This window comes from Sorangium sp. So ce145 (assembly GCF_051525985.1).
In the GTDB taxonomy this organism is placed as follows: domain Bacteria; phylum Myxococcota_A; class Polyangia; order Polyangiales; family Polyangiaceae; genus Sorangium; species Sorangium cellulosum_B.
Window position 1 is genome coordinate 12,379,436 of record NZ_CP150315.1, and the last position, 15,547, is coordinate 12,394,982.

At 74.8% G+C, this 15,547-nt stretch carries 11 protein-coding genes; 5 read left to right on the forward strand and 6 right to left on the reverse strand.

The window, feature by feature from the left end:
• The first annotated feature begins 25 nt into the window (after positions 1–25).
• Genes prfA through WMF34_RS46120 form a run of 3 tightly spaced genes read left to right on the forward strand, consistent with a single transcriptional unit; the run spans position 26 to position 2,055 of the window.
• On the forward strand, positions 26–1,120 hold the full coding sequence (gene prfA / locus WMF34_RS46110) for a peptide chain release factor 1 (RefSeq protein ID WP_012241639.1): 1,095 nt from the start codon (positions 26–28) through the stop codon (positions 1,118–1,120).
• A complete protein-coding gene (locus WMF34_RS46115; protein WP_437991796.1) occupies positions 1,120–1,707 on the forward strand; it encodes a hypothetical protein in 588 nt (195 codons plus the stop codon). The genes prfA and WMF34_RS46115 overlap by 1 nt, the downstream gene beginning before the upstream one ends.
• 9 nt (positions 1,708–1,716) lie before the next feature.
• Positions 1,717–2,055, forward strand: coding sequence for a histidine triad nucleotide-binding protein (locus tag WMF34_RS46120; RefSeq protein WP_012241641.1), 339 nt, complete (start codon positions 1,717–1,719; stop codon positions 2,053–2,055).
• 49 nt (positions 2,056–2,104) lie between these two features.
• Here WMF34_RS46120 and WMF34_RS46125 read toward each other — a convergent pair whose 3' ends face one another.
• The 3 genes from WMF34_RS46125 to asd are packed head-to-tail and all read right to left on the reverse strand — an operon-like array spanning position 2,105 to position 7,286.
• Positions 2,105–4,159, reverse strand: coding sequence for an FAD-binding protein (locus WMF34_RS46125; RefSeq protein WP_437991797.1), 2,055 nt, complete (start codon positions 4,157–4,159; stop codon positions 2,105–2,107).
• A gap of 20 nt (positions 4,160–4,179) precedes the next feature.
• Positions 4,180–6,567, reverse strand: coding sequence for a methyltransferase domain-containing protein (locus WMF34_RS46130; RefSeq protein WP_437991798.1), 2,388 nt, complete (start codon positions 6,565–6,567; stop codon positions 4,180–4,182).
• On the reverse strand, positions 6,564–7,286 hold the full coding sequence (gene asd, locus WMF34_RS46135; protein WP_437991799.1) for an archaetidylserine decarboxylase: 723 nt from the start codon (positions 7,284–7,286) through the stop codon (positions 6,564–6,566). The genes WMF34_RS46130 and asd overlap by 4 nt, the downstream gene beginning before the upstream one ends.
• A 552-nt stretch (positions 7,287–7,838) precedes the next feature.
• On the opposite strand from asd, the gene WMF34_RS46140 reads away from it, so the two are divergent.
• Together WMF34_RS46140 and WMF34_RS46145 are read left to right on the forward strand one after the other, a co-directional pair.
• The gene (locus WMF34_RS46140) at positions 7,839–8,684 is read left to right on the forward strand and encodes an MBL fold metallo-hydrolase (protein WP_012241645.1); all 846 of its coding nucleotides are present in this window, start codon (positions 7,839–7,841) and stop codon (positions 8,682–8,684) included.
• A gap of 56 nt (positions 8,685–8,740) precedes the next feature.
• Positions 8,741–10,222, forward strand: a complete 1,482-nt coding sequence (locus WMF34_RS46145; protein WP_437991800.1) for a sigma-54-dependent Fis family transcriptional regulator — start codon at positions 8,741–8,743, stop codon at positions 10,220–10,222.
• A gap of 98 nt (positions 10,223–10,320) precedes the next feature.
• Here WMF34_RS46145 and WMF34_RS46150 read toward each other — a convergent pair whose 3' ends face one another.
• The 3 genes from WMF34_RS46150 to WMF34_RS46160 form a co-directional block, all read right to left on the reverse strand.
• Positions 10,321–10,926, reverse strand: a complete 606-nt coding sequence (locus WMF34_RS46150; protein ID WP_437991801.1) for a hypothetical protein — start codon at positions 10,924–10,926, stop codon at positions 10,321–10,323.
• 143 nt (positions 10,927–11,069) lie between these two features.
• Positions 11,070–12,635, reverse strand: coding sequence for a hypothetical protein (locus WMF34_RS46155; RefSeq protein WP_437991802.1), 1,566 nt, complete (start codon positions 12,633–12,635; stop codon positions 11,070–11,072).
• Positions 12,632–15,487 carry a DUF4175 family protein gene (locus tag WMF34_RS46160; protein ID WP_437991803.1) on the reverse strand — a complete coding sequence of 952 codons (2,856 nt, stop codon included), beginning with the start codon at positions 15,485–15,487 and terminating at the stop codon, positions 12,632–12,634. Before WMF34_RS46160 ends, WMF34_RS46155 begins: the two co-directional genes overlap by 4 nt.
• Positions 15,488–15,547 lie beyond the last annotated feature (60 nt).

Here is a 15,547-nt window from a genome sequence, read left to right on the forward strand (position 1 = left end):
ACCCCGCGTCGTCTTCGGATTGCAGATGCTACCTATCGCGAAACTCGAGGCGGTTCAGCGCCGCTTTCAGGAACTCGAGCACCTCATGTGCAGCCCGGCGGTGCTCGCCGCGCCGGCCGAGCTCCAGCGGCTCAACCGCGAGCGGACCGAGATCGAGCCGGTGGTCGTCGCCTTCGCCCGGATGCGGGACGTCGAGCGGCGCATCGCCGAAGATCGCGAGGCGCTGAGCGATCCCGACCTGTCCGAGCTCGCCCAGGCGGAGCTGCCTGAGCTCGAGCTCGAGCGCGAGCGGCTCGCCGCCGAGCTCGAGGTGCTCCTCCTGCCGAAGGACCCCAACGACACGCGAAACACCGTGATCGAGATCCGCAGCGGCGAGGGCGGCGAGGAGGCGGCGCTCTTCGCCGCCGATCTCTTCCGCATGCTCTGCCGCTACGCGGAGACGAAGCGGTGGAAGGTCGAGGTGCTCAACCTGAGCGAGGCCTCGGCCGGCGGCTACAAGGAGGTCGCGGCGCTGATCACGGGGCAGGACGTCTACTCCCACCTCCGGTACGAGGGCGGCGTTCACCGCGTTCAGCGGGTCCCCTCGACGGAGACGCAGGGGCGGATCCACACCTCGACCGCCACCGTGGCCGTGCTGCCCGAGGCCGACGAGGTCGACGTGCACATCGACGAGAAGGACCTGGAGATCTCGATCGCCGCGTCGGGCGGCCCCGGCGGCCAGGGCGTCAACACGACGAACAGCGCCGTGCAGATCAAGCACCTGCCGACGGGCATGATCGTGAAGTGCCAGGACGAGCGCTCCCAGCTGAAGAACAAGGCGAAGGCGATGAAGGTCCTCCGGAGCCGGCTGCTCGAGCTCGAGCAGCGCCGGCAGGAAGAGGCCCAGAGCGCCGAGCGAAGGACCATGGTCGGCACGGGGGAGCGGGCGCAGAAGGTGCGGACCTACAACTTCCCGCAGAACCGCGTGACGGATCACCGGATCGGCCTCACGCTGCACAAGCTCGACAAGATCATCGAAGGGGACCTCGAAGAGCTCATCGGCGCGCTGCGCACGCACCGCCAGGCGGAGCTCCTGCGGCGCGGCGGGCTCTCGGGGCCCGCGCTGGAGCCCGCCACGTGATGGGGGCGCCGTCCATCGAGAGAGGGGCGCCGCCCGTCGATCTGGAGGCGCTGCTCGTCGCGCTCGTGCTGGCGCCGTCGACCTTCTCGCGAAACCGCTTCTTCTCGCTGTACGCCGACCCGGAGGCGCGCCGGGTGCGGCGGCGGGCGGCGCTGCTCAGGAGCATCGTGCGGCAGCTGGTCGCCGGCGCGGACCGCGCCGGGCTCGCGCCCGCCGCGAGCGGCGGCGCGCTGCTCACCTACGACGTGCCGTCGCTCGGGTTGAAGCGCACCGCCGCGCTCGACGCCCTGGAGCTCGCCGTGCTCCGCATCGCGGTCGCGCGCGGGGCGGTCCCGCGGGCCGAGCCGCCGGGCGGCGGGGACGCCGCGCCGAGCTCGGCGACAGGCGCCGCCTTGCCGGATGAGCTCCTCCCCGAGCCGGCGGACACGTCGCGGATCGAGCGCGCGCTCGCCCGGCTGCTGCCCGAGGGGAAGCCCGGCGGAGCGCTGGAGTCTCCGGGCGAGGGGGAGCCGGCAGAGCCGGACCCCGGGACGAGGGCGATGCCGCGTGACCGGGCGCGGCGTGACTCGCAAGCACCCTGGGAGTAGGAGGCGGCCATGTGCATCTTCTGCAAGATCGCGAACAAGGAGATCCCGTCGAAGGTCGTGTTCGAGGACGAACACGTCATCGCCTTCCACGACGTGAACCCGCAGGCGCCCACGCACGCGCTCGTCATCCCGAAGCGCCACATCGCGGGCATCGCCCAGGCCACGCCCGAGGACGAGGCCGTCCTCGGCCGGCTGCTCCTCGCAGCGCGGCGGGTCGCGGAGCTCACCGGCATCGCGGAGAGCGGCTTCAGGACCGTGGTGAACAGCGGCGCGAACGCCGGCCAGACGGTCTTCCACATCCACGTCCACGTGATGGGTGGAAGGCCGATGGCCTGGCCTCCCGGCTGAACGCCGTCCGCGCCGTCCACGCTCCGAGTGAGCGCCGCGCCGACCGCGCTCAGCGGACGCCGCGGGCCGCGCTCACCGCCGCGTCGAGCCACGCCGCCTCGTCGTCGCGGAGCGACGGCTGCCTCGGCAGCGCGGCCGGCAGGGCGCGGGGCCGCGACGCGCCGTGGGCGCGGAGGTGCGCGGACGTGATGGCGCCGACGCGCCCACCGACGCCGAGGAACAGCGCGAAGAGATCCGGGCCCACCGCGCGCCGCGGGGCGGGCCGCACCGCGAGCTCGGCGCCGGACGCGAGCCGCGCGGTGAACCCGGCGACGAGGTGATCGACCGGATCGCTCCACGGATCCGGGGCGCCGGGCGCGCCCGCCGCGATCCACGCGTCGAGCGTCAGCTCGGGCGAGGTCGCGCCGAAGTCGATCGCCAGCGTGAGGCCGCGCTGCTCGAGGGCGCGCTCGATCTCGCCGAGGCGAGCGGTACCGGCGGCGTGCACGAGCATGGAGTCGCCGTCGAGCACAGGCGCCGCGGGCGGCGGCGGCAGCGGGCGGCGCGCGGCGGAGGACGCCTCGCGCGGGAGCAGGTTGCCAGGGTTCATGATGCCGGCGGGGTCGAAGACGCCGCGGAGCGCATGGATGACGTCGGCGCCGAGGCCGAGCTCGGCGCCGAGCCGCGGCGCCTTGCTCCGGCCGACCCCGTGGTGATGCGAGAGCGTCCCGCCGGCGTCGATCGCGGCGTCGAGGGCCGCCCGCCAGGCCGCGTCGTACTTCGCCTCGGCCGCCGCGACGCTCGGCGCGCTGCCGGCGAAGGTGAAGTAGATGCTGCAGCCGTCCGGGTACGCGTGGGACAGGTGCGCCATCACGAACACGTGGCGCCCGAGCGCGCCGCGCACCGCGCGGTAGAGCCCGTCGAGGCGCGACCAGGGCGCGGCGACCTCCATGGTGTCGCTGAACGCGCCGGCCATGAACACGGGCGCCTGGCGGTAGCTCACGCTGTAGCGGTGCGCGAGCCAGTGGCGCGCGGGCTCCTCGCCGAGCGGCCTGGCCCCGCCGCGCTCCGCGATCGCCGCGGCGCGGGCGAGGTCGTCCGCGCTCGCGCGCGCCGTGCCCTCGAAGATGAGGATGAGCGTCGCGCCGCGGAGCACGCGCGACCCGACGCCGTCGACGATCTGGTTGAGGAGCCCCGGCGCGCGCAGCAGGCCGCGCAGCACCGCGGCGCCGGCCCCGGGGCCGCGCGCGCCGTGCGCCCGCGCGGCCGCCCCGCCGGAGGATTCGTCGGCCGCGCCGGCGTGGGCGCGCTGCCGGCGCACGGCGCCCAGCCGGGCCATGAAGGAGTCGAACGGATCGTAGAGCCGAGAGACCGCCGGGCGGAGGCCGGCCTGGAACATCGCCCGCATCGCGTCCCATCCGGCCTCGACGCTGGGGAACGAGAACGCGGCGAACGCGCGCGCCGGCGGCGCCGGGTGCAGCCGGAGCGTCGCGGCGGTGACCACGCCGAGCACGCCCTCGCTGCCGATGAGGAGCGGCGTGAGATCCGGGCCTCGCGCGCGCCGATCGAAGCGGACGATCTCGCCGCGGCCGACGACGCACTCGAGCGACGCGACCATGTCCTCGATCTTGCCGTAGAGCCCGGAGCACTGGCCGGCGCTGCGCGCCGCGACCCAGCCCCCCACGGTCGAGCAGAGGATGGACGACGGAAAATGGCCGAGCGTGAAGCCCTCGGCGTTGAGCTCCTCCTCGAAGCGGATGCCGAGCGCGCCGGCCTCGATCTCGACCGACGGGGCCTGACGATCGAGCGAGCGGCGGCGGGAGAGCCGCTTGAGGTCGAGCACGACCGTGCGCTCGTCCGGCAAGACGCCGCCGCACACGCCCGAGCCCGCCCCGAAAGGCACCAGCGGGAGCCCCTCGTCCGCGCAGAAGCGCACCACCTGGGCGACCTCCTCCGCGGAGGACGGCCAGACGATCATCCCGGGCCGGTGCTCGGCGATGCGGCCCTCCGTCACCGCGAGGTGGTGCCGCGGCCAGAGATCGCGGGCGTAGGCGATCTGATCGACGGGGGAGGCGCTGCGCGGGATCCCCGGCAGCGCGCGCGCGATCGCGGCCTCGAAGCTCATTCGCGGGGAGCCCTAGCGCCTCAGCTCCGCTCGGCAAGGACGATGAGCCGCGGCGACTCGGAGCCGAAGAAGACGCCGGGGTGCGCAGGGTGTCCGGTCACCTCGGTGACCTTGAAGCCCGCCTCGTGGAGCACCTTGCCGAGCTCGTGCAGCCCGTAGAGGCGGAGCGAGTAGTCGAGCTCGCGCGAGCGGCCGTCCTCGAACATGACGGTGCGCTTCACCTTGAGCCTGCTCGTGAAGAAATCCACGTGCATCTCATCCATGCAGACGCAGCCGTCCCCCTCGAACCAGACAAGGCTCGGCTGGCGGGACGCCACATAGTCGCGGTTGACGATGTCGAGCAGGAGCATCCCGCCGGGGCGGAGGGCGCGGCGGATGCGGGCGAGGACATCCGCGTTCTTCTCGTCGTCGAAGTAGCCGAAGCTCGTCGACCAGCAGTAGACGCCGTCGAAGGTCTCCTCGAACGTCATCTCGCGCATGTCGCCCTGGAGGAAATTCAGCTTCTGGCCGCGGTCCTGCGCTTCGTCGGCGGCGCGGGCGAGCATGGCGAGCGACAGGTCGTAGCCGACGACGCTGTAGCCGCGGCTGGCGATCTCGATCGCGTGGCCGCCCGCGCCGCACGCGAGATCGAGGATCACCGCGCCCTTCTCGACGCCGAGCCGCTCCTCGATGAAATCGACCTCGCGGCGAACCACCTTGCTGTCGATCTTGTCGAGCGTGCGCAGGAAGTCGTCGCCGAAGAGCTCCTCCCACCACGGGCGCTTCCGGCGCGCGGCGGGCTCGGTCGACGGGCCGGAATCGTGCTCGGCCTGCTTCGCCGCGGGCGCCGCGGCGGGAGCGGCGGGAGCGGCGGGCCGCGCGGACGCGGACGGCTCGCCGTGCGACGAAGGCGCCGACACGGGCGGCGCAGACGCGGGCGGCGGCGGCACCGAGCTCGTGAACGTCGCGAGATCCGGCGATGCCAGCGCCTGCGCGCGCGGGCGCCGCGGCGGCAAGGGAGGCGGCGGTGGCTTCTTGGGGTGCGCGGCGTGCGGATCGGCCTGCGCGGCCGAGCCCGCGTCGGCGAGCTCGGCGTCGCGCTCGGGCTCGACCTCCTCGAGCTCGACCTCGGTGCTCCTCGGCGGCACGGTGATGCGCGTCGCGTCGCCCTGCGCCTGCTGGCCTTCGCCGCCCGCGGGGGAAGCGCTCGATGGCTCGGCCTTCGCCTCGTCGACGGGCTCGGACTCGGGCTCGACCTCCGCGACCTCGTCCGCGCCCGCCCCCAGCGGCCAGTCCAAGGGGCGCGCGTCGATCTCCGGCGCCGAGGCTTGCCTCCTGGACCGCCTTCGAGGCGCCGGCTGGAGGGCGTCGAAGGCGGCGTCGCGCGCCGTCGGCGGGCCCTCGGAGAGGCCTTCCTGGAACGAGTCGAGGCCCATCCCGGTCGGGACGTCGTCCGGCCGGATCCTGAACTGGAGCGGCGGCCACTCGTGCTCCGCCGGATCGGTCAAGAGCGGCGGTCTGGCGGGCTCGGGGGCCGAGGTGACCGGCGGCACCGGCGGCAGGTCCGACTCGATGCTGACAATCTGGAGCGGTCGGATCACCGCGACCGAGTCGGGATCGATGATGAGCCCGCTCGGCGCCGGCATCGGCGGCATGCTCGAGGATTTCGGCGACGGGCGCGGGACCGCACGGGGCGCGACCAGCTCGGCCAGGTTCGTCGCCGCGGCCGTCGCCGCCGCCGGCTTGCTGGGGGGCCTGGATCCATCCAGCGCGGGCTCGCTGGGATGCCTGGGCGCCTCGAGCGCCGGGTAGCTGGGCCGCCTCTCGGAGGCGCTCGGCCACCCGTCGTCGTCCGCCTCGTCGAGCGCGCGCGAGCGCTGCGCCGCGGCATCCTCGGGCACGGTGGCGCGGTCGTGCGTGGCGACCTGATCGTCGCCCTGCTGCGCTGCGTCTCCGGACACGTTCACGAGCCGCCGCGAGCGCCGTCGTCCGGTCTTCGCGCCCTCGCCGCGCTCCACCTCCGCCGCCCGCTCCACCTCCGTCGCGAGCGACTGCCAGGACCGCCTGGAGCCGGGGCTCATCGGCAGGGGAGCGCCGTGCCGCGAGCGCTCCGTGGGCGGTCCGGCGATCCGCGGGTCGAGATCGAGGTCCGGGATCTCCGCGATCTGCCCGCTGGAGCCCCCGTCCGCGATGCCCGCGACGACATCGAGGCGCGGCAGCGGCGTCGTCGTCGCGAGCTGCGGGCGCGCGCTGGGCGAGCGCTCGGGCCGTGGAGCGGACGCTCGCGCGGGGAGCGAGCCCTGCTCTCCCTGCGGCGCCGGTGCGGCCGCGTTCCCTGCCTCGCCCGGCAGCGGCGCGCCGGGCTCTCCGGAGGCGCCGCCTTCCTGGGCGGGCGTAGCCAGGGGGTTGCGCGGCCGCTCGCTCGTCATCGCTGGCCCCCTCCGTCCAGCGGCTCTCCGTAGAGGATCGGCCCAGGAGCCCTGCTCCAGGGCGGCGCCACCCCGCGCTCCACGAACATGACCGCGGTGGATCCGAGGTGGAACTTGCCGATCTCCTCGCCGCACGCCACCGGAAGGGCCGGCGAGATCGTGTGCAGGCCGAGCGGCACGTCGCGCGCATCGACGGCGCTCACCGTGATCCGTCCGACGATCATCGCGCCCACCATCACCACCGTAACGCGCCCCTGGCGCTCCGTGTCGATCACGATCGCGACGCGCCGGTTGCGCGCGAAGAGGCCCGGGACGTGGCGTTCCCCGATCGCGTTCACCGGGAACAGCTCCCCCGGCATCGAGCGGATGAGGCTCACCCGCCCGGCGACGGGCGAATGGACCCGGTGGTAGTCGCGCGGCGACAGGTAGACGATCGCGAACTGCCCGCCGTCATAGCGCGTGGCTTCCGCGGGGTCGCCCACGAGGTCTTCCACGCGGTAGGGCTGCCCTTTGATGGTCAGCCGCCCGCCCTCGGTCACGGGGCCGATGTCTTCGACCCGTCCGTCGGCAGGGCTGGTGATGGCTCCGGGATCGGAGCAGACAGGGCGCATCCCCTCGCGGAGCTTGCGCGTGAAGAACGCGTCGAAGCTCTCGTAAGGGCTCGTCAGCACCTCGGCGGCGTCCATGTCGACGCGGTACGCGCGCGCGTAGAGCTTCACCACCGTGTTCAAGACGGCGGCGGGTGCCCTGGCGTCGCAGAGGCGGCCAACGGCCCGGGTAATGCGCTCTCGCGGAAGCACCCGCAACAGCTGTGCGGCGGCGTAGGTGGCAACGGTCATTGTGCGGAGCAGCGGTAACGATGCGGGAAAGAGAGCGGTGCAGGAATGCTAGGCCTCAGGAAGGACCTTGGTCAACGCTCGGGTCAGACGAACCTTCCAGCGTTGGCGCGGTCCCCAACCAGCGAGGGAGCTCAGCCTTGACGCGACGCACAGCGCGATCCGAGGCGCGACGCCAGGCCCGTCCCCCGCGACCCACGTTTCTCCACGTCGCTGCGAGCGCGTCAATCGCGAAGCGCCGCTCCGCGCAAATGGGGGCGCGAGGGCCCGCAGGCCGTCCCCTCGACGCGCTCCATTCTGAAGCGGCGATCCGGACCTCGCGCTGCAACTTCGATCGACCTCCGCGGGCACAGCAGAAAAGTGAAGCGATTTCAAGAGCCTGCGTCCTGGCACGCCGCTCGCTCTCGCTGAAGAGCGCCGAGGAGGCTCGCAACAATGATGGAGATCAAGTTCTGGGGAGTTCGCGGGAGCATCGCTTCGCCTGGGCCGGAGACGGCTGCGGTGGGCGGAAACACAAGCTGCGTGGAGGTTCGCTGCGGATCGTCGCGGATCATCCTCGATGCAGGGACGGGCGTACGCAAGCTCGGAGATGCGCTGCTCCGGGAGGGACCGGTCGAGGCGACGGTGCTGCTGTCGCACCTGCACTGGGACCACATCCAGGGCCTGCCGTTCTTCGTGCCGGCGTACCTGCCGAGCTCGCGGCTGTCGATCGTGGGCAGCGCGCACGGGGTCGGGAGCCTCCGCGAGGTGCTCTCGACGCAGATGGCCGCGCCGAGCTTCCCCGTCCGCATGGACGAGCTCTGCGCGCAGATCGCCGTGCGGGAGGCGCGGCCGGGCGAGGCGTTCGACGTGGGCGAGGTCCACGTGCGGATCGCCAAGCTCAACCACCCGGGCGGCGTCCTCGCCTACCGCGTCGAGCACGAGGGCCGCAGCGTCGTTTACGCGACCGACACCGAGCACTACGCCTGCGTCGATCCGGCGCTGCGCGCGCTCGCGGACGGCGCCGACGTGCTCATCTATGACGCGCAGTACACCCCGGAGGAGTACCGCGGCGACGGCGGGCGCTCGAAGGTCGGCTGGGGGCACTCGACGTACGTCGCGGGTGCGGAGATCGCGCGGGCGTGCGGCGCGCGGAAGCTCGTCCTGTTCCACCACGACCCGCAGCGGACGGACGCCGGCGTCGCCGAGATCGAGCGCCTCTCCCGCGAGCTCTTCCCTGGCTCGGTCGCCGCGCGCGAGGGGCTCTGCATCCACGTCGAGGCCCTCGCGCGGGCCGCGTGATGACCCGGATGACGACAAGCGCGGCGCCCTCTATGCTGGATGCTGCTCCGCTATCCATGTCGCGCCTCTCGCTGCTCGTCGATCTGGCCTCCCTCCTCGCCCGGGAGGTCGACTTCGACGCCCTCCTCGGCACGGCGTGCGAGCGGCTCGCGAAGGCGCTCCGCGCCGACCGCGCGACGATCTGGCTCGTCGACGCCGAGCGCGGCGATCTCGTGACGCGCGTCGCCCTGCTGCCCGAGCTCCCCTCGCTCAGGCAGCCGCTCGAGCGCGGCATCGCCGGGCACGTGGCCACGACCGGGCAGGTCGTGCGCGTCGACGACGCCTCGCGCGACCCGCGCTTCGATCCGTCGGCGGACCGGGCGACGGGCTACACGACGCGCTCGATGCTCGTCGTGCCCATCCGCGAGGACGGCGCCGCGCCGGTCCGCGGCGTCGTCCAGCTGCTGAACCGCGCGGGCGCGCCCTTCGACGAGGAGGACCAGCGCTACCTCGTCGCCCTCGCGACGCAGCTCGCCCGCGCCCTCTCGCTGACGACGCTCCGCGCCGCCGAGGGCGGCGGCCCGGGGGTCGTGCTGCAGGGGCCGTTCAACCGGATCGTCGGCCGGAGCGAGCGGCTGGCCGCCGTGTACGAGAAGGTCCAGCTCGCGGCCCAGACCGACGCGACCGTGCTGCTCCGCGGGGAGACAGGCACCGGCAAGAGCCTTTTCGCCCGGGCGATCCACGTCAACTCGCGGCGCCAGACGAGGCCCTTCGTCACCGTCGACTGCACGACGCTGCCGGCGCAGCTCGTCGAGAGCGAGCTCTTCGGCCACGAGCGTGGGGCGTTCACCGGCGCGGACCGGCGCGTGCCGGGCAAGGTCGAGCTCGCCGAGGGAGGCACGCTGTTCCTCGACGAGCTCGGGGACCTGCCGCTCGACATCCAGGGCAAGCTCCTTCGCTTCCTGCAGGACCGCTCCTTCGAGCGCGTCGGCGGTCGCCAGTCGCTCCGCGCCGACGTGCGCGTCGTGTGCGCCACGCACTGCGACCTCGAGCGCGCGGTCGCCGAGGGGCGCTTCCGGAAGGACCTCTACTACCGCGCGCGCGTCGTCGAGATCGATCTGCCGGCCCTGCGCGAGCGCGGCCCCGACGACGTCGAGACGCTGGCCCGGCACTTCGCGGACGTCTACGCGACGAGGTACGGCAGGCCGTCGCCGGGCTTCGATCCGGACGCGCTCCGCCACCTCCGCGCTCATACGTGGCCAGGCAACGTGCGCGAGCTCGAGCACTGGGTCGAGAGCGCCATCGCCCTCGCGCCGGACGGCCGCATCTCCGCGGGGCACCTCCCGACGCGCCGGGGCGAAGGCGCCCCGCCGCACGCAGCCGCGGCGCCCGAGGGCGACGCGCGGGTGGCGCTGCCGCTCGGGCTCACCCTCGACGAGGTGACGCGGCGCTACGTCGAGGCGATGGTCCGGGCGTGCGAGGGGAACAAGACGGAAGCGGCGAAGCGGCTCGGCGTCGGCAGGAACACGCTGGCGCGCGCGCTCCGCGCGAAGCACTGAGGCCGCGCGAAGCACTTAGGCCGCGCTGAGCGCGCGACCTCCTCCGGCCCGGCGCCCGCGCCGCGCGCGGCCCGCAGGCGCGACGCTCTTCACCCGGGTCACCCCGGGTCCACCGGGAACGTCAGGCCGATCCCGGCGATCGCCGCGACGGCCGAGGTCTTCCACCTCCCGGCCGGGCCGGCCGAGAGCAGAGGGCGCGCCAGGACGAGGTGCAGCTCGAGGAAGCTGCGCAGCTGGAGGTGCCGCGCGATGCGCCACTCGGCGCCGCCGCGCGCGCCGGAGGTGAGCAGCCAGAGGACGTCGCCTTCCGCCTGGGTGACGCTCTCCGGGACGGCCGCGCGGACAGCGCCGAGCTGGAAGACGTTGCACAGGAAGACGTCGTCCCGGTGCCTGCAGAGCGACATGACCCCCAGCCCGGCGCTGATGCGCCGCGGCCCGGCGCTCGGCAGATCGCTCGGCGGGCCGCCCAGCGCGACGAGCGCCCGCGCCTCGAGCGACATGGACAGGTCGGACCAGCGGAGAGCGGCGGCGGGCGAGAGGCCGAGGCCCGCCGTCGGTGTCAGGCCAAATGCCAGCACGGAGGACGCGCTGAACTCGCTGTGCACGCGCGGCTCTGGCGCGCGCTGCGCGCCGTGGGCGTAGGCCGGGGCCGGCAGGGCGAGGCCCAGCGCGATCATCAAGGGGATGCGACCAGGGTTCGGCATCCCGCGCACCGTAGGAGCGCGCTCCGGTGCGACGGAATCCGGAGCGGGCACCCTCGCGAACAAACCGCCGCTCGCGCGCCATTGCGTCGAGCGGCGCTATTTCCTCGGCTGGCCGTCTTTTTTTGGATCTCGGATGCGACGGGCTAGCGCGCCCTGCGGCGCGCGGCCTCGCAGAGGGCCGAACGGAGGGGATCGCCGGGGAGATCGGGCGGCAGCTTCTCCTCGCAGGCCACGTCGGGGTTCAGCGGATCGAGCGCCGTGCCCGCCGAGAAGGCGCGGTCCCCGTCGGGGCCTCCGTGGAGCAGCCCGTGCAGCGACCACCACCGGCCGTAGCGGCTGTGCACGTCCTCCACCCGCTCGACGAGGGGCGAGGCGCTCGCGCGCTCGCCCGACGCCAGCAGCGCGGCGGCGAGGAAGCAGCGCACCGCCGGCTCGTGCGGCGCGAGCGCCTGCGCGCGCGCGTGCTGGACCGCGGCGGCGGTGTGGTGGCCGCGGTCGTGGAGCAGCTGGCCGAGCCGCACCCGCTTGCTCACCTCCTGCCGGTGCGGCATGTCCGCGCCGGGCGCGAGGTCGGGCGGCACGTCGGCCGGCACGCTGGCGAGGTAGGCGCGCCAGCGCTTGTCCCAGGCCGCGAGGTCCGCGCCGGAGATCTCGGCGATCGCCCGCTCGAGGTCCGCGTCGCTGCTCGCGTCCTTGAGCCGGCGCAGGAGCTGCGGCAGCGCCGTGTCGCCCGCCTCCCTCGTCCAGTAACGGATGAAGCTCGCGACCTCGGCGAACACGACCGCCGCCTCCTCCGCGCTCGGGAGCATCGCGATCGAGGGGCCGATCTTGTCGAGCGGACGCCCGAGGCCCCTCTGGATGCCCAGGAAGGCGATCGCGTCCGCGGACGGTACGTCGTCCAGCGGGTCGGGCTCGCGCCAGCGGACCTCCTCGCGCTTGGCCACGCCCTCCTGCAGCCACAGCGGGGCGTTGTCGCGCGTCCCGCGCGACAGGGCGAGGTGCGTTATCTCGTGCGCGAGCGTGTCCAGCCAGGGGTAGCCGCTCGGCGGGGCGCGCGGCGAGAGCATCGTCACCCGCCCCCACTTGGCGATGGCGACCGTGCCCGTCGTCCGCGCCGCCTCCTCGGGCAGCCCCGTCATCGCGGAGAGCGTGAACTGATCGCGGACGAGATCGATCCGCAGCGGCCGGAGGAGCTCGACGCCGAGGTCCTTCGCGAGCACGTCGCGCGTCCTCGCCGCGACGTCGACGAGGAGCGGCACGAGCGCGCGATCGTCGTCGTCCTGGAGCCGCACCCAGACGCCGCGCTCCTCGTCGTTCACGACGACCGTCGCCGCAGTGGCCCGGGCGCAGCCGCGCGCGATGTCCCCGAGCGCCGCGCCCTCGGCCGTCGCCGCGAGATCGGGGCGCGCGAGGATCGCCGAGGCGGCGTCGCAGTCGCCCTCGTAGATGGCGAGGCGGCCGCGCTCGAGCGCGAGCGCGAGGTCCGCCGGATCCGCGTCCTTCAGGGCGTCCCGCGCCGCGGGGACGTCGATCTCCAGGATCGCGGCCCGGGCCCGCGCCGCGCGATCGAGATCGCCGACCGTGAGGCGCCCGGATGCGGTCGCCGACGCCGTCGCGAGCCCGGCGAGGATCGCGGCCCGGAGGCCGCGCCTCGCGATCGCCGCCGCCCCGCGCCGAGCCGAGGCCGCTCCGCCGCCTGTGCGTGTCATTTCAGGAGCCCCTCCGCGTAACGCTTGACCGCCTCTCGCAGCCGCGGCTCCGAGGTCCCCCCGAGCCCCTCGAGCACGCGACGGCGGAACTCCTCGGGGCCCTTGTGCTTGTCCTTGTCCGGGATGTCGGCCTTCCTCGCCATGTTCCGATCCCCTTCCGACTCGGCGTCGCCTTCCTGACCCTGGTCCTCGCTGCGCGACATCTCCAGCAGCCGCTGCGCGTCGCGCTGGCGCTCGTTGCCGCCCTCGCCGTCCCCCTCGGCGAGGGCGCGCTGGGCGTCGCGCATCGCCTGCTCGGCCTCGTCGAGGCGATCGAGCATCTCCTCGGGCATGCGGCCGTCGCCACGCTCGCCCCGCTTGCGGAGATCGCGCGCGCGGTCAGCGAGCGACCCCTCGCGCTGGCTCGACTTCCCGAGGCCGTCCCGCGCCCGCTCCGCCGCCGCCTGCCGCAGCTTGCGCAGCGCCTCCTCGGCCCAGGCCAGCTCCTCGGCGAGCGCCTGCTGCGCCTCGCCGGCCTCGCGAGCGGCGCGCTCCTCGGGGAAGAAGCCGCCGGCCTGCGCGCCGAGCCGCTTCGCGTCGCCCAGCGAGCGCATCGCGCCCCGGCCGCTCGTCACCGCCTCCTCGGGGCGGCCCTGCTCCAGCGCGCCGGCCATCGCCTCGGCCTGCTCCCGGCCAGCCGCCGCGGCGGACTCGGCCGAGCCCGGCGCCGCGCCCGGCTGCGGCAGGTCCCGCACGGCCTCTCGGATCGCCTCCGCGTGCTTCTTCGCCTCCTCCCGGAGCGCCGCGATGTCCTCGGGCCGCGACGCGCGCGAGAGCTCCTCGGCGACCGCGTTCGTCTCGGCGGCGTGATCGCGCGCGAGCTCCTCGAGATCCCGCTCGCTCTGGGCGACGCTCTCGTCGGCGTTCGACGCGTCCCCGGGGTCAGGCCCGCGCGGCGCGCCCGACTCGACGCCGCCGCGGCCGCCGCCGCCGAACGAAGGCTCCGGCCGCCTGAGGCGCGCCGCGAGGTCGCGCGCCGCAAGCTCGGCGTGCAGCCAGTCGCTGGCGCCGCGGGCGCGCGCGATCCGGCGCAGGTCGTTCGCGACGATCTCGCCGAGGTCGAGGCCGAGCTCGCCGAGCTTGCCGAGCTCGACCCCCCCGCCGCCCAGCACCGCGACGGCCGCCTCCAGGCGGACCTCGCCGCCCTCGCGGTCGCCGTTGTCCAGGAGCTCGGCCGCCGCCGCCGCCTCGTCCGCGACGTCGGCGAGCCGCTGCGCGACGGCCCGGGCGTCGCGGTGGCCCAGGCCGCGCAGGCCGGCGTCGAACGCGAGCAGCGCGCCCTCGGTCTCGTCGAGCAGCTCCTGGTGCGCCGCGCGGGTCGTCGACTTCCGCTCGGCGGCGAGCGCCGCGTCGAGCCGGGCCAGCTGACCTCGGGCGAGCGACGCGATGCGCCCCCGCACCCGCAGCCCGCCGTGATCCGCGGCGAGCGCCGCCTCGACCGCCGCCTTGGCCGTCGCCTGCACCTCGGCCTCGCGCGCCGCGTGTGCTGCGGCGCCGCCCGCCTCCGGCGTCCTCTGGCCGATGCGGTCGGCGAGCAGGTCGGTGAGGGCGTCGCGGGCCTTCACGAGCGCGGCGTAGCGCCGCGCCTCGGGCTCGCCGACCTGCGGCGGGACGACCAGGATGGCCTCGCTCCTGCCCCACTTCGGGCCCTCGATCGGATCGTTGTCCCGCGCCTCGATCCGCACCTCGACGGGCACGTACGTCCTGCGGAAGAAGGGATCGCGCGCCCGGAGCTCGTAGCCTCCGCGGTCGACCTTCGCGTCCGCCGCCGGCCGTGAGAGCACCCGCCGCTCCTCCTTCGCTCCGGCGCGCAGGACGAGATCGACCTCGCGCAGGCCGTGATCGTCGGTGATCTCGTAGCGGAGCGGGATGCTAGGCTCGTCGAGGAGCTTCACCGTGCGCGGCGCGCCCTCGAGCGTGACGCGCGGCGCGTCGTCCGGGATCGACACGACGCGCTGCGCGTCGGCCTGCCGGACGCGCACCTGCCCGAAGCGCGCGGCCGCCTGGAGGGTCGTCGACTCGCCGAGCGTCCAGCGGGCGACCACGCTGCCCTTGCCGTCGTCGACGAACGGCACCTCGGCGCCGCCGTCCGTCAGCACGAGCGCGCGCCCCGCGCGGACGGGGCGGCCGCGCACCGTGATCACGGTCCCTCGGGGCTGCATCGTCGGGGCGAACGGCAGGAGCTCCTCGGCGCCCTGGTGCAGGTACTCGGGCGGCGCCGCCGTCATCTCGACCTCCTCGATCCACGGCAGATCGAGGGGAGCCTCGCCGCGGCGGGCGGCGAGGACGTCCAGCCCCTCGACGACGCGCGACGGCTCGATCGCCGCCGCCGCGAGCGCCGCCGCGCCGAGGGCGAGGCCCGCGCTCGCCCACCGCGTCGCTGCCTGGCGCGCGCGCTCGACGACGCGCGCCTGCGAGGCGCGGCCGAGCAGCCGCCGGAGATGCAGGCCGGCGAGCTCCGGCGAGCCGACGCGATCGTCGGCGGCGGCGCGATCCGCGAGCGTGAGCGCCCGCAGGGTGGCGGCGCCGAGCGCCTCGTCCGTGCGACCGATGATCTCGCGCACCGTGCGCCGGGCGTCGCCGCGCCGCCGCCGCACGAGGATGGCCCGCGCGGCGATGGCCGCGAGCAGCAGCGCGAGCCCGGCGCCGGCGAGCCCGCGGGCGAGCGGCGACCCGACGCGCGCCACGTGCGCCGCGCCGAACAGCCCTGCGCAAGCGGCCGCGGTGAGCGCGCGGCGCGCGGAGGGGCCCACCTCCGCATCCCAGACGGAGCGCAGCCGCGCGATGGACAGGGCCGGCGCCTCGTTATCCATGAAGAGGCAAGGGTAACCGGCGGGAGGAGGTGGTCCAGCGGATCGGTGGGATCCCCCGGG